Annotated in this window: 21 protein-coding genes; 15 read left to right on the top strand and 6 right to left on the bottom strand. The window is 65.5% G+C overall.

All coding sequences use genetic code 11. The features are described from left to right. Window positions 1-5: 5 nt before the first annotated feature. The 3 genes from AC3WOE_RS04345 to AC3WOE_RS04335 are packed head-to-tail and all read right to left on the bottom strand — an operon-like array spanning window position 6 to window position 2,685. Entirely contained in the window at window positions 6-845 is an 840-nt protein-coding gene (locus AC3WOE_RS04345) for a head GIN domain-containing protein (RefSeq protein WP_492688520.1), read from the bottom strand. Next, on the bottom strand, window positions 842-1,579 hold the full coding sequence (locus AC3WOE_RS04340) for a LytR/AlgR family response regulator transcription factor (protein WP_492688518.1): 738 nt from the start codon (window positions 1,577-1,579) through the stop codon (window positions 842-844). Before AC3WOE_RS04340 ends, AC3WOE_RS04345 begins: the two co-directional genes overlap by 4 nt. Window positions 1,580-1,581: 2 nt before the next feature. Then, on the bottom strand, window positions 1,582-2,685 hold the full coding sequence (locus AC3WOE_RS04335) for a sensor histidine kinase (RefSeq protein WP_492688517.1): 1,104 nt from the start codon (window positions 2,683-2,685) through the stop codon (window positions 1,582-1,584). Window positions 2,686-2,842: 157 nt separating this feature from the next. Between AC3WOE_RS04335 and ssb the strand changes: the two genes are divergently transcribed. Further along, a complete protein-coding gene (gene ssb, locus AC3WOE_RS04330) occupies window positions 2,843-3,394 on the top strand; it encodes a single-stranded DNA-binding protein (RefSeq protein ID WP_492688515.1) in 552 nt (183 codons plus the stop codon). Window positions 3,395-3,715: 321 nt separating this feature from the next. Here ssb and AC3WOE_RS04325 read toward each other — a convergent pair whose 3' ends face one another. Both AC3WOE_RS04325 and AC3WOE_RS04320 read right to left on the bottom strand, forming a co-directional pair. Beyond that, complete coding sequence (locus tag AC3WOE_RS04325) at window positions 3,716-3,865, bottom strand: hypothetical protein (RefSeq protein ID WP_492688514.1); 150 nt, start codon at window positions 3,863-3,865, stop codon at window positions 3,716-3,718. A gap of 232 nt (window positions 3,866-4,097) precedes the next feature. Then, window positions 4,098-4,340, bottom strand: coding sequence for a hypothetical protein (locus tag AC3WOE_RS04320; RefSeq protein WP_492688513.1), 243 nt, complete (start codon window positions 4,338-4,340; stop codon window positions 4,098-4,100). A gap of 905 nt (window positions 4,341-5,245) precedes the next feature. Here AC3WOE_RS04320 and AC3WOE_RS04315 point away from each other — a divergent pair. The 12 genes from AC3WOE_RS04315 to AC3WOE_RS04260 all read left to right on the top strand — a co-directional run bounded on the left by AC3WOE_RS04315 (window position 5,246) and on the right by AC3WOE_RS04260 (window position 15,317). Beyond that, a complete protein-coding gene (locus AC3WOE_RS04315; RefSeq protein ID WP_492688511.1) occupies window positions 5,246-5,557 on the top strand; it encodes a hypothetical protein in 312 nt (103 codons plus the stop codon). Between the two features lie 149 nt (window positions 5,558-5,706). Further along, window positions 5,707-6,027: a co-chaperone GroES gene (locus AC3WOE_RS04310; protein ID WP_492688509.1), complete on the top strand. Its 321-nt coding sequence runs from the start codon at window positions 5,707-5,709 to the stop codon at window positions 6,025-6,027. 48 nt (window positions 6,028-6,075) lie between these two features. Then, the gene (gene groL / locus AC3WOE_RS04305; RefSeq protein WP_492688507.1) at window positions 6,076-7,692 is read left to right on the top strand and encodes a chaperonin GroEL; all 1,617 of its coding nucleotides are present in this window, start codon (window positions 6,076-6,078) and stop codon (window positions 7,690-7,692) included. Between the two features lie 330 nt (window positions 7,693-8,022). Next, on the top strand, window positions 8,023-8,904 hold the full coding sequence (locus AC3WOE_RS04300) for a patatin-like phospholipase family protein (RefSeq protein WP_492688505.1): 882 nt from the start codon (window positions 8,023-8,025) through the stop codon (window positions 8,902-8,904). A 151-nt stretch (window positions 8,905-9,055) separates the two neighbouring features. Further along, complete coding sequence (locus AC3WOE_RS04295; RefSeq protein WP_492688503.1) at window positions 9,056-9,502, top strand: hypothetical protein; 447 nt, start codon at window positions 9,056-9,058, stop codon at window positions 9,500-9,502. A gap of 310 nt (window positions 9,503-9,812) precedes the next feature. After that, on the top strand, window positions 9,813-10,274 hold the full coding sequence (locus AC3WOE_RS04290) for a hypothetical protein (protein ID WP_492688501.1): 462 nt from the start codon (window positions 9,813-9,815) through the stop codon (window positions 10,272-10,274). A 424-nt stretch (window positions 10,275-10,698) separates the two neighbouring features. Next, entirely contained in the window at window positions 10,699-11,496 is a 798-nt protein-coding gene (locus AC3WOE_RS04285; protein ID WP_492688499.1) for a hypothetical protein, read from the top strand. A gap of 34 nt (window positions 11,497-11,530) precedes the next feature. Further along, window positions 11,531-12,349, top strand: coding sequence for a right-handed parallel beta-helix repeat-containing protein (locus AC3WOE_RS04280; RefSeq protein ID WP_492688498.1), 819 nt, complete (start codon window positions 11,531-11,533; stop codon window positions 12,347-12,349). Between the two features lie 238 nt (window positions 12,350-12,587). Continuing rightward, complete coding sequence (locus AC3WOE_RS04275) at window positions 12,588-13,259, top strand: PEP-CTERM sorting domain-containing protein (RefSeq protein ID WP_492688496.1); 672 nt, start codon at window positions 12,588-12,590, stop codon at window positions 13,257-13,259. Between the two features lie 331 nt (window positions 13,260-13,590). Further along, window positions 13,591-14,121 carry a SecDF P1 head subdomain-containing protein gene (locus AC3WOE_RS04270; RefSeq protein ID WP_492688495.1) on the top strand — a complete coding sequence of 177 codons (531 nt, stop codon included), beginning with the start codon at window positions 13,591-13,593 and terminating at the stop codon, window positions 14,119-14,121. A 70-nt stretch (window positions 14,122-14,191) separates the two neighbouring features. Beyond that, entirely contained in the window at window positions 14,192-14,404 is a 213-nt protein-coding gene (locus AC3WOE_RS04265; RefSeq protein WP_492688493.1) for a hypothetical protein, read from the top strand. 151 nt (window positions 14,405-14,555) lie between these two features. Beyond that, window positions 14,556-15,317 (top strand): retropepsin-like aspartic protease, encoded by a 762-nt coding sequence (locus AC3WOE_RS04260; RefSeq protein WP_492688491.1) that lies wholly within the window; start codon window positions 14,556-14,558, stop codon window positions 15,315-15,317. A 71-nt stretch (window positions 15,318-15,388) separates the two neighbouring features. Here AC3WOE_RS04260 and AC3WOE_RS04255 read toward each other — a convergent pair whose 3' ends face one another. Further along, window positions 15,389-15,526, bottom strand: coding sequence for a hypothetical protein (locus AC3WOE_RS04255; protein WP_492688489.1), 138 nt, complete (start codon window positions 15,524-15,526; stop codon window positions 15,389-15,391). A 273-nt stretch (window positions 15,527-15,799) separates the two neighbouring features. Between AC3WOE_RS04255 and AC3WOE_RS04250 the strand changes: the two genes are divergently transcribed. Together AC3WOE_RS04250 and AC3WOE_RS04245 are read left to right on the top strand one after the other, a co-directional pair. Further along, window positions 15,800-16,678: an alpha/beta fold hydrolase gene (locus AC3WOE_RS04250; RefSeq protein ID WP_492688487.1), complete on the top strand. Its 879-nt coding sequence runs from the start codon at window positions 15,800-15,802 to the stop codon at window positions 16,676-16,678. After that, complete coding sequence (locus AC3WOE_RS04245; protein WP_492688486.1) at window positions 16,671-17,111, top strand: hypothetical protein; 441 nt, start codon at window positions 16,671-16,673, stop codon at window positions 17,109-17,111. The genes AC3WOE_RS04250 and AC3WOE_RS04245 overlap by 8 nt, the downstream gene beginning before the upstream one ends. Window positions 17,112-17,404 lie beyond the last annotated feature (293 nt).

Below are 17,404 nucleotides of genomic sequence, written 5' to 3'. Positions count from 1 at the left end.
AGGGTTCAGCGCATGTCCACGGAAGGTTTCTTCTCGCCGCGGGCGCTGATCGAACCCATGCCCGACACCGAGCGCTGCACCGAGGGGTTGCCGAAATAGTCCACCGAGCCGATGCCGGAGATGTGGGCCGCCAGGTCGTCGGTCACCCACAGCACGACATTGCCGATGCCGCTGACGTTGACGCGGGCGCGCTGCGACTGCAGGCGCTCGGCGATGACCTTGCCCTTGCCGGAGATCTGCAGGGCCAGGTCGTCGACCCGGCCGCCGAGCTGGCCGTCGCCGGCGCCCGAGATGGTGAAGACGAGCTGCTTGGCCTGCAGCTGGTCCAGCCTCACATTGCCGGCGCCGCTGATGCTGAGCTTGAGCTGGTCGGCGTGCAGCGGACCGGGCGCCTGTACATCGCTGGCGCCGGAAACCGAGAGCTGGCGCAGTTCGCGCATCTCCACCTGCACAAAGATCTTGCTGCTGCGCCAGATCTTCCAGCCGCCGGTCGAGCGGATGACGAGCTGGCGGTCGGCCAGCTCGACCTCGACGCCCTTTTGCACGTCGTCGTCGCCGGCGATGAAGGCCTGGTCGCGGTCGCCCTGCACGACGATGACGCGGGCGGCGCCGGCCAGCTCCAGCTTGTCGAAGGCGCCGGGGGCGTAGACGCGGCCCGGTTCGGGCGGCAGCGGCGGCACCGGGCGGACCATGGGCGCCGGATGCGGCATGGGCCGGGGCATGGCCTGGGGCGTCGGGGCCGGGGGGGCCGGTGGTGCGGGTTGGGCCGGCGGCGGCGTCTGGGCGCCGGCCACGCCGGCGGCCAGCAGCAGTGCCACGGTCAGGAGGCGGAACTTGGTTTTCACAGCGACTGCTCCCTCAACATCTTGGAGACCTCGCGGTTGGCCGTGATGCGCGTGCCGTCACGCAACTGCACGACGAGCTGGGAGTTCTCGTCCGGGGTCATGCTCTCGACGAAATCCAGGTTCACGATGCAGCCGCGCTGCACGCGCAGGAAGCGGGCCGGATCCAGCCGCGTCTCGAAGTCGGCGATGGGCAGGCGCACCAGGAAGCTGCGGCCCTTGCTGGTGATGGCGGTGTATTTGTTGTCGGAGCGCAGGCACTCGATGGCGTCCACCTGCAGCGGGAAGATCTTGCCCTGGTCGCGCACCAAGAGGCGTGTCAGCGGCGCGTCGGCCGGCGCGCCCAAAGCCTGGGCCACGTCGGCCGGGCTGGGCGAGCCGTCGCGCAGCACATGGTTGATGGCCTCGTCGAAGCGCTCGCGCGAGAAGGGCTTGAGCAGATAGTCCACCGCATGCAGCTCGAAGGCCGTCAGCGCATGCTGGTCATAGGCCGTCGTGAAGATGATGCGCGGCTGGTGGGCCTCACCCTGCAGGGCCTGCACCACCTGCAGGCCGGTCAGGCCGGGCATCTGGATGTCGGTCAGCACCAGGGCGGGCTTCAAGGCGCGGATCTGGGCCAGCGCGTCGTCGCCGTCTTCGCAGACCGCCACCAGCTGCAGGCCCGGCGTGGCCTTGACCCAGTCGGCCAAGGCTTCGGCGGCCAGGTGTTCGTCTTCGGCGATGAGAACGGTGGTCATGTTCATACCTGGGGAATGAAGAGGTCGACGCGGAAGCCGGCGCCGGGCGCGGTGTGGATGCGCAGGCGGGCCTTGCCGTCGTAGTCCAGGGCGAAGCGCTTCTTCAGCGCCGCCAGGCCCACGCCGCGGCGCTGGCCGGGCTTGGGTTCCAGAGCCTCGGGCTCGCAGCCTGGGCCGTCGTCGGCCACGGCCAGGTCCAGGCCGTGGTTGAGCGCATTGCGGCGGGCGGTGATGGTCACCTTGCCGCCGCCCTTGCGGTTGGCTACGGCATGCAGGATGGAGTTCTCGACGAGGGGCTGCAGGGTCAGCGGCGGCAGCTCGTCGGCCATCACGCGCTCCTCCAGCTCCCAGTCCACGCGCAGGCGCGGGCCCAGGCGCAGGGCCTCCAGGGCCAGGTAGTCGCGCAGGAAGTCGATCTCGTCGGACAGCATGACGCGGTCCTCGGCGCCGCGCTTGGTGTCCAGCACATAGCGCAGCATGGAAGCGAATTTCAGCAGGGCGGCTTCAGCCCCGGCCGGGTCCTTGCGGGTCAGGGCGATCAGCGAGTTCAGCGTGTTGAACAGGAAATGCGGGTTCAGCTTGCCGCTGATGGCCGACAGCTCGGCCTTGGCCAGGGCGCTCTCGGCCTGGGCGGCGTGCACGGCCGCCGAGCGCGCCGCGCGCGACTGCAGCACGGCCGTGAAGGCGGTGGCGATGGCCGCGTAGACCACCAGGCCCCACACCGAGCGCCACAGGATGCCGGCCAGCAGCACGGCGCCGGCATGGTCGGTGCCGAACAGGGCGGCGTTGACGGCGAACTCGCCGGCCTGCCACAGCGCCGAAAAGGACAGGGCGGCCATCGCATGAGCCAGGCTGGTCGCGGCCGGGCCGGCTTCGTTGGCGTGCAAGCGGCGGGCCACCGGCCAGACGGCGATGCCCAGCAGCATGGGCGCCCACAGCATGGTGGTGGCCTGGTAGACGGCCAGCCAGAACGGGTCCAGGCCGCGGTCGAACTCGCTGCCGGCCAGCACGAACAGGCACCAAGCCAGGGCGCAGGCACCGGCATACGCCAGCCACAACCGCGCATTCGGGCGGCGGTTGCTGGGGCGGCGGACTGAGGCTTGCATGGCTTCATCTTAGGGAGGCCCGCGGGGCCCCGTCCGGTTGGGGAGACGAAGTGCGGGCCCCGGGGTGCGGGATGCGGTCTCCGGGGTGTTGCTGACAGGGCCGGGAGCCCCCGCCGGCATAATTCGCACCCTTCCCCATCGAATTCAGGCGAGCGTCATGGCCAGCGTCAACAAAGTCATCATCATCGGCAACGTCGGCAAAGACCCCGAAGTTCGCTACAACCCGAGCGGCGGCGCCTGGGTCACCCTCAGCCTGGCCACCACCCGCAACTGGAAGAACCGCGAGACCGGCGAGCGCCAGGAAGAGACCGAATGGCATCGTGTCGTCTTCAACGACCGTTTGGCCGAGATCGTCGGCGAATACGTCAAGAAGGGCCGCCCCCTCTATGTCGAAGGCCGCCTGAAGACCCGCAAGTGGCAGGACAAGGAAGGCCGCGACACCTACACGACCGAAATCATCGCCAGCGAAATGCAGCTGCTGGGCGGCCGTGAAGGCGGCGGCGGCGACGAAGGTGGCGGTGGCGGCTACAGCCGTGGTGCTGGCGGCGGCGGCGCTTATGGCCGCGGTGGCGACGACATGGAAGGCGGCGGCGCCCGTCCGGCGGCCCGTCCGGCCGCAGCCCAGCGCCCGCCCGCACCGCGCGCACCGGCCGCGGCGCCCAAGGCGTCGACGGGGTTTGACGATATGGATGACGACATCCCGTTCTAGGATCGACCTCCACTAAGTTTGTAAACATCTGGCCCGCAGCCTTTTGGCTGTGGGCCTTTTTGTTTGTTTACGGTGTTCGGAAGACGAACGCCAGATGCTGGCTATCGTCCATCTTTGAAATGCGTAAACAAGCAAATCCGTTTCAGGTTCGGTAGGTCGTCTTAGCGTCGGGCGAACGGCTCCCCTTGCTCAAAGACCGTGGGACTGGCGAGCCTTTTTATGAGCCGACGCTGTACGCCTTGACGCAGCTCCGCGCCCAAAATCTAGCGACCATTAAATTTCTCTGCGCTGAAGAAAGTTTGATTGAGGAGGGCGTCACGATCAGCGCAGATCCTGCGCCAGTCTTTCGGCCACCGAGCTCTTGCCGGCAGTCGCCAACTGGTCGCAGACCCAGGAGAGCACTTGTTCGCGGCCTTTCGCGGCATACCCCAATCGAGGGTCCGGATCGAAGGCCGTCTCCAGGAGTTCCACGTCGGCTCCTAGCGATGCCTGATGCACACCATCTCGGATGCGAAGGATCAGCCGATCTTGCTCACAACGTCACCCCCACGCCAGAGGGCCGTGAGACCACGCATACTTCTTGCTCAACCCCGTTACAGATCATCGCCCAGGCACAGACACTGGCTGTCCAACTTCTGGGGTCAGTTCAGAACGACTCGACCCGCGCGATGGTCAGGACGTCCAGCCGCCACACGCACCGAATTCAGTGCAGTAGTCGCACGTCTCTGCCCGCAGGAACGCACTCGGTCGCCGGGTATTCCGATGTGTAGAACCACCCCGGCAACGCCTCCGCAATGACCTTCGCCCTTAGAGGATCAGCTTCAACAAACAACTTGTCGCTCATTGCGGTCACGATCTTTCCACCATGAGCAGCCACCCTGGCGGTGATGGCCTGAATGTCTTCAGACTCGGCCGATCTCAACGAAAAGAAGACGTAGCGCTCCATCGCGTTCGCTCCTGCTTGCGATCTATCTCGGTACGACCCTGCCCCACACGACCGTGGTGATTTGTCGTTGGCGCTCTCAGAGCCGCAGCATTTTTGCCAGCCGCACAGCGGTTTCAAGGGGTACACCGCCTCGCCCCCTAAGATTTGGGGTGGCTAGATGGTGTCGTGAGATACGGTCACAAGACTCAGGATAGCCCCGCCGGTGAAGTAGAAGCTCGTCAACGTCGCAGGCCCGCGGCGTCGCTGGCGCCGGCTGGCCTCTTCACCGCGGTAGCCTGGGCGTTTTTGGGGCAAGTCGGCAAGGCGGCAACCGAGCTGCAGAGAAGCTCTTGAAAAGCTTTTGGCGGTTCCTACTTCAGCCCTGACCGATCGCATGGCCGCGGCCGGGGAACACCACTGAACTTAGATCAAGCCATGTTCTGTTCACTGCTGAACCATGCGACCGGTTCGTTCGCGTGCCAGGTCGAGCCGTGCGAGCGCAGGACGATTCGCGGCACGGCTTGCCGAGGGCTCCAGACCGCTTGAAATCCGGAGCGGTCTTCGCAAAAATTTTGCTGTTCGCTATCGCACCCTTGTCAGCCATGATCTTGGAAGTCATTCGAGAGCAGGTTGAGACCTTGCGCAGGCCCCTGGCGGCCGTGTCCCTGACAACGCTTCCGCGGAAGTCTTCTCCGCTGCTCTTGCTTCTGCATTGGCACGGCTTCTTGCCCCAGGGACGGGCGCGGGACACGTCCAGTCCGCCGAGCCATCGGCAGGCACCGCTGCCGAGTTCCGCCGTGCAGTTGACCCAGCCTTGGAACGGCTTGCACCAGGTCGACTCGCAGATGCTTGCCGTCGCCTGGCGCATGGGTGCCTGGGACATGACGCGAGAGCACAGGCGCGGATGCAGCGTAGTTGGTGCGTCCATGCGCGAAGAGGTCGAGTGTCGGCAGGCGTTCGGCGACAACCCGCTCGCCCCTGACGATGAAACCCATCTCGTCGCTGAGGCGCCGGACCGCATCGAGATGCGAGACCTCGCGTCGAGACTGGGATACATACGATGGCTCTTCCGCCCGGTCGCCGAAGGGCTGTGGCGCGGCGCGGGTGAAGATGACAGCCTATTGCCTGACGGCAGTCGCGAACTACCCTGCCCGATCGAGCCCCACCGGGGCAGCATCGGCACCGACTCACGCCATCGGTATCAGCTCGGGCGCGTCGACCACATCTTGCTGCTTTAGCGGCTCTGGATGAAATGGGATCGCGGGCCTCTTGAAAGCTGGGCACGCGTTCCTATTTCGCTGTCGGCCAGGGCAGGTACCCATCCTGATCGGGTTCCTTGCACTGACCACCTTTTGTCAATCTTTCTGTCATCCATAGGAGACCTACGATGCAAATCCGTCCCCTGTACGACCGGATCATTGTCAAGCGGATCGATCCGCTGCGCCAAACGGCATCCGGAATCGTCATCCCCGACACCGCCTCAGAGAAGCCCGAGCAGGGCGAGGTCCTGGCAGTGGGCAATGGGCGCCTGCTTCAGGACGGTTCGGTACGGCCGCTGCAATTGCAGCCAGGCCAACGAGTTCTGTTCGGCAAGTACGCCGGCCAGACCGTCAAGCTCGACGGGCAGGAACTGCTCGTGCTTCGCGAAGAGGACGTGCTTGGCGTCATCGAAGAAGCCGCCCCTGCGGCGACCCTCAAGGTTGCCTGACGGCGTTCATCCCAACATCAACAAGGAGTAGTGAGAAGGAGTTCAGCCATGGCTGCGAAAGAAGTTCATTTCCGTGACGAAGCTCGTGCCCGGATCGTCAAGGGCGTCAACATCCTGGCCGAGGCCGTCAAGGTCACCCTCGGTCCGAAAGGCCGCAACGTGGTTCTCGAGCGCAGCTTCGGTGCGCCGGTGATTACCAAGGACGGCGTGTCCGTCGCCAAGGAGATCGAGCTGCGCGACAAGCTCGAGAACATGGGTGCACAGATGATCAAGCAGGTCGCCTCCAAGACGGGCGATGTGGCCGGCGACGGCACCACGACGGCAACGGTGCTCGCGCAGGCGATCGTTCAGGACGGCATGAAGCATGTGGCTGCCGGCATGAATCCCATGGATCTCAAGCGCGGCATCGACAAGGCCTGCGAAGCCGTCGTCGCCGAGCTGAAGACGTTGTCCAAGCCATGCACCACCAGCATGGAGATCGCGCAGGTGGGCGCGCTGTCGGCAAACTCCGACCAGGCTGTCGGGGATCTCATCGCCGAAGCGATGGCCAAGGTTGGCCAGCACGGCGTGATCACGGTCGAGGACGGCAAGTCGCTCCACAGCGAGCTCGACGTGGTCGAAGGCATGCAGTTCGACCGCGGCTATCTGTCGCCGTACTTCATCAACAACCCCGAGAAGCAAACCGCGGTGCTGGACGACGCGGCCATCCTTCTGTGCGACAAGAAGATCTCCAACATCCGTGAGCTGCTGCCGGTGCTGGAGGACGTCGCCAAGGCGGGCCGGCCGCTCCTGATCGTCGCGGAGGAAGTCGAGGGCGAGGCGCTTGCCACGCTGGTGGTCAACAGCATGCGCGGCGTGCTCAAGGTGGCAGCAGTCAAGGCACCTGGCTTCGGTGACCGTCGCAAGGCCATGCTGCAAGACATCGCCGTGCTGACCGGTGGCACCGTGATTTCGGAAGAGACAGGCAAGCAGCTCGAGAAGGCCACCCTGGCTGACCTGGGCCGCGCTCGCCGTGTCGACATCCACAAGGACGTCACCACCATCATCGACGGCGCAGGGCAGGCCGAGCTCATCGAAGCTCGTCGCAAGACGATCAGCGCTGAAATCGACAACGCCACGTCGGACTATGACCGCGAGAAGCTTCAGGAGCGCCTCGCCAAGCTCTCCGGCGGCGTCGCCGTGATCCGCGTCGGCGCGGCGACCGAAGTCGAGATGAAGGAGAAGAAGGACCGCGTAGACGACGCGCTCCACGCAACGCGTGCGGCCGTGGAAGAAGGCATCGTGCCTGGCGGTGGCGTGGCGCTGCTGCGTGCCCGCCGCGCTCTCGATGGTCTTCGCGGTGCGAACTCGGACCAGGATGCCGGCATCGGCATCGTGCGCCGCGCATTGGAGGCTCCGCTGCGTGCGATCAGCAGCAACGCGGGCGACGAGCCCTCGGTCGTCGTGGACAAGGTCGTGAAGGGCAAAGGCAGCTACGGCTACAACGCCGCGACGAGCACGTACGGCGACTTGCTGGCCGTGGGCGTCATCGACCCGACCAAGGTCACGCGCACCGCGCTGCAGAACGCCGTGTCCGTCGCGGGCCTGATCCTGACCACGGACGCCACCGTTGCCGAATTGCCCAAGGAGACGCGGGCGCCCAGCCCGGCGGACGCCGAGTTCTGACAGGGAAGCCCCCTCTCACTCGCGGGCAGCCCACCCGCGTCTGCAGCGGGGGCCGCTGGAGCCCGCCCCGGCATGGGGCCCGCCAAGTTCTCGGGGCGGGCTCCGGCCTATGGGCAAAACACCCCGGTGCGCCGCGAGGAACTCGCAGCCCTCATGCCGATGGCCTTGCTGCAGCATTAACGCAGGCGGTGCCGTTCTTGACCGGGGGATGACCGATTCGCTGGCGGCGCGCCCGCTGCGCCATGCCAGGCAGTCCGTGCGTTCTGCAGGCCTGCGAGCGCGGTGTCTTGCCAAGCTGTTAGAACACCGCGGTCCTTACCTATATCCCCCATGTCATCCCACAAGACCACCGTATCCCTCGTCCTCGGCAGCGGCGGTGCACGCGGGCTGGCCCACATCGGCGTCATCCAATGGCTGACCGAAAACGGCTACGAGATCCGATCCATATCAGGCACGTCCATGGGTGCCCTGGTCGGCGGGATCTACGCCACCAGCAAGCTCGAGGTGTACGCGGAATGGGTGCTCGCGCTCGAACGCTTGCACGTCCTGCGTTTGCTGGACCCCACCGTCGGTCGCCCCGGCATCTTCAAGGGCGAGCGCATCATCAGCGTGCTGCGAGACCTCATCGGTGACCACGATATCGAGGCTCTGCCGATCTCGTTCACCGCCGTGGCGACGGACCTCGATTCCGGTCAGGAGGTCTGGTTGCGCAGCGGAAAATTGTTCGATGCGATCCGCGCCTCCATGGCCACGCCGATGGTCTTCACGCCCGTCCAACATGGCAACCGGACCTTGATCGATGGTGCGGTGGTCAACCCCGTACCCGTCGCGCCGACCGTGGACGACGCCACCGATCTGACGATCGCGGTGGACCTGAGCGGGCCGGCTGAGCTGCGCTCGATGCCAACAGCCAGTCCCTCGCTGATCGGTGACAACAGCTATCGCAGGCGAATCCTGAAATTCGTCGAATCAGTGCGGCCAGCACGCGGGTCCGGGCAACCCTCCCGTGGGCTGCTCGACGTTGCATTCACCGCCATGCAGGCGATGCAGGACACGATCGCAGACCTCAAGCTGTCGGCGTATTCACCGGATGTGATCGTTGAAGTTCCAAGAAACGCCTGCGGCTTCTTCGAGTTCTGGCGCGCAGAGGAACTGATCGCCCTCGGACGGGAGCGCGTAGAACAGGCGTTCTTCACGGCCGGCCGTTATTAGGCAACGGGTACCTCATCTTCATGCTGTGAGCTGTCTTTCTCTCCAAGCTGGTTGGTGCTGCTCCGATGGCGGCGCGGCATGCTTGCCGCCAGACTCGAGCTCGACTTGGGCCACGGCAGACTGCGGTTTGCCACCGTGAGGAGAGGCGAAGATGAAACCAGTCAGCCGATCTCTGCGTCTTGAGCGCAGCAGCGTGAGACTTGGCGCTGTCGCGGTCGTTGGCTTGGTTGCGGGGGTCGTCGCAATTGCGCAGTCAAACTATGCAGACCGTTGGTGGCGGCCGGAGTTGGACGCGACCGCGGCGGCGCCCCAGCATCACAAGGTTCTTTTTGAGAACGACGAGGTGCGGGTACTGGAAGTGACGGTGGCGCCGGGCGAGCGGGAGCCGCTGCACGTGCACCGCTACCCGGCCGTGATGATCATCGACACTTCGCCGCCCGTGGTGGAGCACCTTCAGGACGGCAGCACTCGAGACCTTGGGGTGCGCCCACCAGGCACGCGGTGGTTTCCCGTCACGCAGGGACATGCAATGGAAGACGTGGGTAACGTGCCGCTGCATGCCATCCACGTGGAGCTGAAGAAGGCTCAGGGCGGCTGAACGTGCTTTCCACCTCTGTTGTCTGTGGCTATGGCTTGAGTTTTCTCTATCGCTGCAGAGCGGCTGTCGGCTTCAGGCTGAGACTGTGTGAGGACGCGTCAACGAGGCGCTGACGAGCGTGTGCCTCGCTGGTTGAACCCGCTCCGACCGCAGGTGATCGCATCGTCCCGAGCGGCGGGCAGCCGGGCGAGATCGAAATGTTCCTGCAGATGCGCCAGTTCAACGGCGAGGCCGACAGCCCGCGGAGCATGCGCTTTGCGTGGCCGCAGTGAGCCGGGGCGACCCGTTTGCTTCACGCAGGAGTCACCACATGCCCAACTCGCGACGCCCCAGCTCATCCCTGACCACAGGCGCCGCCTGTTCGGGCTGGCTGCAAGCCTGGCCCCGGTGCCGGCGCGTGCCGGCCTCGTGCCCTCACGCTCACATTGCACGCCGACACGATCCGCCCCGACCTGCCAGTCTTGGCGTACAGCCACTTGCCCAGCACGCCCTTCATCGGCAGCTCACCGTCGATGAAACCGGTCTGACGGCCAATAGCTATGTCAGCGTCCAGGTCACCGACCTGGACCTGCACATCGGCACTCAGCAGTTCAACGCCTTCAGCTTCATCGATGTGCACTTCACGACCGACGGGTCTGGCGCAATCGACCTCAGTGCGCCCTTGCTGCTGGAGCAGCAACTGTCGCTCGACACCAGCCCGCCGGGCGGCGGTGATCGCACGTTGCTGCTGAGCCAGGGCACCTCGCTGGCCATCGGCTGGATGGCCACCTAGAACAACTGCGGCATCGACACCGGCCCGCCCTACAGCGGCATCCAGGGCGGCCACTGCCCCGGTGGCAGGCCGGGCACCGTGACGCTGGCGCGCACCTAAGCCCAGCAGCTCTCGGAGCCCAGCTCGCTGCCCCTGGCCGCACTTGCCCTCCGCCCCTTCCCGCGCGGCCAGCCTGGCTCATCCGGGTAACGCACCGCCGCTGCACGACCACCGCGCCGAGCCCAGTGCTCGGCGTGCGCCTTTCTGAACTCAGCAAATCGTTAGCAAGAGCGCCTTTCCCTGCGCTCAACAAATGAAACGCAAAAGCCCGCACTTGAAGTCATCCGGAAGCACCAGCGGCCGACCATGCCTGCATGGCAAGCCCGGGTGTACGGCCTGCCACCGGGCACCCGCCCTCCCTCTTCACGAAATGACAGGACTTCTCATGAAACTCACCCTCCCCCGCGCGCTGCTGCTGTGCAGCGCCCTAGCTGGCGCTGCGGCCCAGGCGCAGACCACCATCGATCAGAACAAGGCGCTGGCTGGTGGCATCACGCCCGGCGATGCGCCGGGCTTTCCCATCACCCTCAGTGTGCCGGGCAGCTACAAGTTGATGAGCAACTTGATCGTGCCGGCCGGCCAGGGCCAGGGCGGCATCGTCATCACGGTCAGCGGCGTTTCGCTGGATCTGAACGGCTTTGGCATCTACGGCCAAACCAATGCGGGCAATTGCAGCGGTGCCGGCAGCACCCTGAAGTGCAAGGTCACGGGCGGTACGGATCACGGCATAGAGGCCACTGCCGGTGTCACGGACACGAGGGTGCAAAACGGCATCGTGTCGGGATTTGGCGGCTCGGGAATCAAGCTCAATGAGCGCGCGATGCTCACGCGCGTGCGCACCCATAGCGTCGGTGGCAACGGCATCAGCGTGGGAGATGACAGCCTGCTCGCCGAGGTCTCGGCCTACCGCTCAATGGGGACCGGCATCAGCAGCCTCGCCGGCGCGTTGATCGTCGACTCGCAGGCCGATGGCAATGCCAAGAACGGCATCACGTTGGGCCTGGGAACCTCTGGCGGCCTCGTCGTCAGCTCGCGCGCTGGCGGCAATGGCACGGGCGGCATGCGGAGCTTTAGCCTCTTCACCAACTTCGCGGACAACATCGCCGACGGCGCTGGCGCTGGCGCCACCATCGCCGGTGGTGTCCATACCACGGGCAACTACTGCAACAGCAGCCCCTGCTGAATAAACGGTCCCCCCATCTTCTGGAGCCTCGATCATGAAATTCCCTCGCCTCTTCACGTTGTCTGTCGCCGCACTGCTCGGCACCGTCGCGCCACTAGCGATGGCAGCCGACGTCATCCTCATCGACCAAAACCGCGCCCTGAGCGGCGGCGTCAGTGCGCAAGACACGCCCGGCTTCCCTGTCACATTGCTGGCTGGCAACTACAAGCTCATGAGTAACCTCGTCGTGCCTCCCGGCGTCGAGGGCGTGGTGATGTACGACAACGTCACCCTCGACCTCAACGGTTTCTCAATCATTGGCCCGGTCACGTGCTACGGCAACGGCGCCGGCCGGAAATGCCCAGGTGCGGGGGCGTCCATCGGTGTCCAAATTGGTGGCTGGGGATCAGCCGTTCGCAACGGCACGGTACGCGGCTTTGCGGGACATGGCATCTACGCCGGAGGAACGTTTGGCAACACGATCGAATCGGTGACCGTGAGGGACAACGGCGGCGCGGGCATTTTTGTGTGGGGTGCCGATGCAACCCTCACCCGCAATATCGTTTCAGGCAATGGGGCACAGGGCGTCAGCCTGCTCCGGGCCCCGGCGCTGCTGGCGGACATGATGGTGATCAACAACCACGACGCGGGCATCCAGACTTCCTACGGTGCCAGCGCGGACGATCCGATCGGTGGGGGTCAATTCCGCCGCGTCCTGCTGGCACGCAATGGCAGTTGGGGGTTTTTGAGTGGACCGGCGCTCGAGACGTCCGCTGTATCGATGAGCAACTCGCTCGGCAATACCCACGACACCTTCCTCTCGAACGGCACGACGCAAGTGCGCGGCAACCTCTGCGGCGGCGGGGCTTGCTAAGCCTCAGTAGCCTCATCGCGTGGGGCCTTCTGATCGTGCCCCGGGGATGGACCACCGCCGCGTGGCTGTGGCTGCTGGGCTTAGCTGTAGTCGCCCAGCAGCCTCACCCTAAGCGCCAGAGCGGGCACATAGCCAATCCGTTCTGGGTGCGGTCCGTCTTGGCGTGCAGATCACGCCGATCGACTTGCAACGGCGCAGCCTGCTGACCGCACTACGCCACCACCTCTGGAGATACCGCATGAAACGCTTACTCGCCCCCTTGCTGCTCTGCGTCGCCGCTTCGGCCCAGGCGGGCCTCATCAGCTATCACTTCAAGGGTCACATGACTTCTCAGACTGGATCGCCGGTGCTGTTTGAAGGCGACGTCACCTACAGCAGTGCCATGACGGACACCGAACCCCGCACCGACTGGGGCAGATACGACGGCACCGGCGACTTCGCACAGGGCATGTCCGTCAGCCTCACGGATGGCAGCGCCTATTCGTTCTTTGGCACGAATTGGGTGAACGTGGGAGACAACTATTTGGGCAGCAACTACGACGACTTCTTCTTCAACACGGCAACGCCCGGGCTGGGCGGCAACCTCTCGCTGGAGCTGGACGGCCCAGGCTCCATGCTGTCCAACGATGCCCTGCCCGATGGCCACTGGACCGAGGCCGATTTCACGTCGACTGAGTTTCGGCTCATGCGGCCCGGCGTCTATTACGGTGACAACGTGCACGCCGAGACAGGCAAGGTGGACTACTTCCGCTGCACCGCCGGCTGCAGCAACGGTTCGCCAGGCGAGTTGCCCGAGCCGGCCAGCCTGGCGCTGGTGCTGGTGGGCGGCTCTGTCGCGGCCCTGGCTCGCAAGCGCCAGCACGGTGCCCGCATCCAAGTCACCCTGACAGACCGCACCCTGCTCCCATGAAGACTCCTCAAGTGCTTCTTCTCGCCTCCGCCGCCCCGCCTGGGTCCGTGCGCACACTGCCTCGGTGCGCCACCAACTGGCCGACACCCGGCGCGAACTTCTCGCACAGGACCGCGGGCGGCTGAGGCAACCCTGCCCCCGGGCGCGCCGCGCCGTGCTTGCGGCCCCTGTCACCACGATGACCGAAGTGACCATGGCCGGCACCTTCTCACGCACGCTGTGGTCTGCGCCACGTTGAAGCAAATGAATCCAACGTCGGCGGACTTGCGATGCCGCGGCAGACCGGCGTCGACACACTGATCGACGCGAAGAACCCCTCGGGAGATGAGCGATGAAGTGGCGATGCTGTTTGGGTGGCCTGGTGATGGCCTTGGCCGGATGCCATGCTCCGGAGCCGGCGGTGGCGGCTGATGCCTTGCAGGCCCGGCTGGTGGCCGAGCTCCAGGACGCACCGGGCGCCGGTGCCGAACTGCCGCTCGTCGCCACGTCGGCTGGGTTTCGTTTCGAAGGGCCCAGCTTCCTCGCGTCCCAGGACGTTATCGGCGTCGAAGCGAAATCCAGCCGGCAGTGGACACTGTTTCGCAGCAGCGTGACTGCTTGGGTGGTGTTGCGACTGCGGCCTGACGCCCGGGAACGGATGTCCAACTTGTCGGCGCGCCACAGCGGCCGACGTCTGGCCATCCTGCTGGGGGACGAGCTCGTGTGCATCCTGCTGATGGATGGCCGGCAGATTGAGCGCGATCTCGTGATCGAGGGCAGCTACACCCCCGACGAAGCGGCGGAACTCGCCGATCGGCTGCGCACCGCTGTGCACCGGGCGGCCGATGCACGCAACAACCAAAACCGACGGGGCGTGTCGTGAAGCACCGGCGACATGCTTGTTGCAGGGATGGTCACTCACGAACCCACCCACCTGCCCATCGCCGTCACCCATGCACACGTTTCGTCGCCACTCGCTGCCCGTCGCGGCTACCACCTGCTCGTCGCCTGCTGTCCGCGCAGGCCTGGCGGTCGCTGCGATCAGCAAGCTCCTGTCGACGCAGGGGCACACGGCCCGGCCCCAGGGTGCGGCAGGAGACTTCGCGGACACCGTCTGGGACGTCCGCCAGCGCGACGAGCCGGCGACGCTGCCGGCACCGCTGTGACGCGCCGTGGCGCGAGGCGACATCATGCTGAACCCTGGAGAGAGACTTCTCATGGACCGTCGCACAAGCCCTTGTGCTTATTGCCCATCCTCTGCTGGCCGGCGCGGCTGCTGCGTCGGCCGAGACGCCCCTACAGCTTCGCGGTGATCGCGTGTTTCTGCCTGCGCGCGTGCAGGGACATGAGGTCGAGGTGCTGCTGGATTCAGCGGCGGAAATGACGCTGATCGATACCGCTTGGGCTCGCGCCATCGGGCTTGCCGGTGGGCCCACCGTCACTGCCAAAGGATCGGGCGGCGAGCAGCCGGCGGCGTTTTCCAAGGGTGTGAGCCTGCAGGCTGCCGGCGTGACCCTGCGGGGCATGACCGTGGCATTGACGGACCTCCAGGAGGTGTCGCAACGCCTGCTGGGCACCTCGGTGCGCGTGATCCTCGGTCGGGAATGGTTCGACGCTGCGCGCTGGAACATCGACCTCCAGGGGCTGCGTGTTCGCAGGCTCGATCGTCTTCGATTGCCGGCTGGTGAGATGCTGGCTTTGCGCAGCGAGCGCGGCATTGAGGCGATCCCGGTGCAGGCTGAAGGCGCCAAGGCCTGGGCGGACCTGGACATCGGCAACGGCGGGAATGTGTTGATCGGTCGTCGCTTTGCACAATTGCGCGGCCTGCTCGCACCCGGCCGGATCGTCGCCCGCGAAACCGGTGGCGGCCTGGGGGGTGCTGTCGAGCGTGACGTGGTCGTGCTGCGCGATCTGGTGGTCGCCGGCCGTCGCTTCGAGAACGTGCGCGCCGCCATCGACGACCAGGACACCGCTGGCGAGCTGAACATCGGCACACGCCTGCTGAAGCACTTCGAGATGACCTGGGACTTCGCTCGGCACCGTGTCTGGATGCGATCGCACAGCGAATCGGACGATTGACGCGTCGCCGTTTGCCGCTAGAGGGCCCGCCGATTGGCAGACCCTTTTTTATGCCTGGCTCGGAGGCCTCATCAGCAGCCGATCAGGCGCAGCACGATGGCGACGATGGACGGGCCAGGGGGAAAGTAGCCCGGCACATTGACGCTGGCAAACGCAGAGGGCACGAGGCTGAGCAGGGCGACTGTGGAGCAGAGGATCTTGAATTTCATGGTCGATGGGTTCGCGAGTGGTTGAAGGATGGATGGGCGGACAGGATTGGCCTGAGCCGCGTCATCTCCATCGATCATGAAGATCGTCGGTTGCTGTTCAGCTTCAAGTGGAGGCCTTTTGGTCGCGTTTGTTGCCCCTGCAGTTGGGGTGTTGGCAGAAGGCGCCCGGCCAGCCCAGGCGGCTCAACAAACGAAACGTTCCTGCAGCCTCACGAAGCCCCCCTGAAACACAGGCTGATCACGATGCACCGCTGAGCTCCTACAGGTCAGCCTATGCTTCAAATATCACGCCCCAGCGCCCACAGATACGAGCAACCCATCGCGCTGCCAACGCACGTGGTTGCGCTCCATGAGTGCACCAGCGGGCCTGCGCAATGGCGGCCGATGTCCGCGTTGGCAGGCCGGGGGTGGGTTTGGCACACGCCCGATCTGGCAGGGTCGCACACCGACGCGACTGCGCCATCCCAGGGCGGGTTGTCGCTCACGGCGCTTCAGGTGCTGCGCGACCTGGACATGCCCGCCGACCAGGACTTCCACTTGATCGGCCACGGCTTCGGCGCTGCCGTTGCCATCCAGATGGCGCTGCAGCGCCCGAGGCGAGTGCGTTCTCTCGTGCTCTATGAGCCCATGGCATTCGGCGCTCTCGTTCCGGCGGGGCGGGACGATGCCTGGCAGACCGCTCGTCGCACCGCTGACGCCATGGCGGAGCTGATTCACCAGAAAGAGGCGGGCTCAGCCGCGCGCCTGCTGGCGTCCTTCCTCCATGGCGGCGATGCGTGGGCAGCTTGGCCGACCGAGCAACGCCATCGGTGGGCCACGCAGGCGCCGGCCATGGTCAATCAACTGGAGGCTGCCTTCTCGACCCTGTGGCGCGGCGAGCTGTTGGCGATGCTGCGCATGCCTGTGACGGTGTTCACCGGGGAGCCGACGTCGTCGGCGTTCTATGCGGTGGCCGAGACGCTCGCCGCGCGCTTCTCCAACGCGACGCTGCGACGGTGCCAAGGTGCCGACCACATGACGCCGATCACGCAGCCCGCACGTATATCGTGTGCACTTCTGGGCGCGCTGGACGCCACGCGTGCGCGGGTTCCCCTCCCGGAGAATTCTGCGGCGGAGGCGGCCAACGCAACGCGATTGATGGCCCATGGCTGAGTTCAGCCCAGGCTCTCGCAGCCGTGCTCCGATCCACTGGTTCGGCGTTGGGCGCCTGCTCTGCTGCGGCGCCTTTGCCGGTGTGCCGTTGGCGCGCGCCAGCGACGGTGACGCTGTGCCCGTCTTCAGCTGCGCGGCCCAGGGAAAGAAGTACATCGAGCTCTGCGCTCCGTCGCCGATCACAGCGAATGGGGGATTCCTCGAGTACTGGTTAGGAGCCCAAAACCCCGACGGCAAGGACGCCAGCGAAGAGCTTCGGTTCCCGACCCACCGCGAAGGCTCGATTCAGCGCTTCTGCGGGGCGACCTTCACGTCGAAGGGTACCTACACGCAGTCGGTTCGGTTCAAGTCGGGTCCTGCCACGTATACGGTCTTCACAGCGTCGCGTGGGAATGCCATGGTGCCGTGGCCGGTGCCGTTGTTGATGTTCTGACAAGCACTCCACATGAACAAATGGACTCCCTTGAACGCGATCGCACAAAGCTTTGTGGCGGTGGGGTGGCTGCTCGGGGTGCCAAGCGCGACGGGGCTGGTTTGGAGCATCTGGCGCTTGTGTGGGCGCGAGGCTCGGCCAGCCGCGGCGTCGTTTGCACCGGCACCTGATGCGCTGCTCCTGATGCTGCGTGGTATTGCAGCTGCGGTGACTGGGCTAGGTGTGAAGGTTCAATAGGTTGTTGCGGGTGTTCACCCGGCGAGGTTTTGAGAGACTGGAAATCGCCAAACCCC

The sequence above is a fragment of the Roseateles sp. FW305-36 genome (assembly GCF_058787015.1).
This window is presented reverse-complemented; position numbering and strand designations above follow the sequence as displayed.

Bases quoted from the DNA above. Each gene is read 5' to 3' on its own strand.
- AC3WOE_RS04265 (WP_492688493.1), top strand. From the start codon at position 14,192: ATGCACACGTTTCGTCGCCACTCGCTGCCCGTCGCGGCTACCACCTGC.
- AC3WOE_RS04315 (WP_492688511.1), top strand. From the start codon at position 5,246: ATGCGCGAAGAGGTCGAGTGTCGGCAGGCGTTCGGCGACAACCCGCTC.
- AC3WOE_RS04295 (WP_492688503.1), top strand. From the start codon at position 9,056: ATGAAACCAGTCAGCCGATCTCTGCGTCTTGAGCGCAGCAGCGTGAGA.
- AC3WOE_RS04310 (WP_492688509.1), top strand. From the start codon at position 5,707: ATGCAAATCCGTCCCCTGTACGACCGGATCATTGTCAAGCGGATCGAT.
- AC3WOE_RS04255 (WP_492688489.1), bottom strand. From the start codon at position 15,526: ATGAAATTCAAGATCCTCTGCTCCACAGTCGCCCTGCTCAGCCTCGTG.
- AC3WOE_RS04285 (WP_492688499.1), top strand. From the start codon at position 10,699: ATGAAACTCACCCTCCCCCGCGCGCTGCTGCTGTGCAGCGCCCTAGCT.
- AC3WOE_RS04270 (WP_492688495.1), top strand. From the start codon at position 13,591: ATGAAGTGGCGATGCTGTTTGGGTGGCCTGGTGATGGCCTTGGCCGGA.
- AC3WOE_RS04245 (WP_492688486.1), top strand. From the start codon at position 16,671: ATGGCTGAGTTCAGCCCAGGCTCTCGCAGCCGTGCTCCGATCCACTGG.
- AC3WOE_RS04250 (WP_492688487.1), top strand. From the start codon at position 15,800: ATGCTTCAAATATCACGCCCCAGCGCCCACAGATACGAGCAACCCATC.
- groL (WP_492688507.1), top strand. From the start codon at position 6,076: ATGGCTGCGAAAGAAGTTCATTTCCGTGACGAAGCTCGTGCCCGGATC.
- AC3WOE_RS04320 (WP_492688513.1), bottom strand. From the start codon at position 4,340: ATGGAGCGCTACGTCTTCTTTTCGTTGAGATCGGCCGAGTCTGAAGAC.
- AC3WOE_RS04335 (WP_492688517.1), bottom strand. From the start codon at position 2,685: ATGCAAGCCTCAGTCCGCCGCCCCAGCAACCGCCGCCCGAATGCGCGG.
- AC3WOE_RS04300 (WP_492688505.1), top strand. From the start codon at position 8,023: ATGTCATCCCACAAGACCACCGTATCCCTCGTCCTCGGCAGCGGCGGT.
- AC3WOE_RS04340 (WP_492688518.1), bottom strand. From the start codon at position 1,579: ATGACCACCGTTCTCATCGCCGAAGACGAACACCTGGCCGCCGAAGCC.
- AC3WOE_RS04290 (WP_492688501.1), top strand. From the start codon at position 9,813: ATGCCCAACTCGCGACGCCCCAGCTCATCCCTGACCACAGGCGCCGCC.
- AC3WOE_RS04275 (WP_492688496.1), top strand. From the start codon at position 12,588: ATGAAACGCTTACTCGCCCCCTTGCTGCTCTGCGTCGCCGCTTCGGCC.
- AC3WOE_RS04280 (WP_492688498.1), top strand. From the start codon at position 11,531: ATGAAATTCCCTCGCCTCTTCACGTTGTCTGTCGCCGCACTGCTCGGC.
- ssb (WP_492688515.1), top strand. From the start codon at position 2,843: ATGGCCAGCGTCAACAAAGTCATCATCATCGGCAACGTCGGCAAAGAC.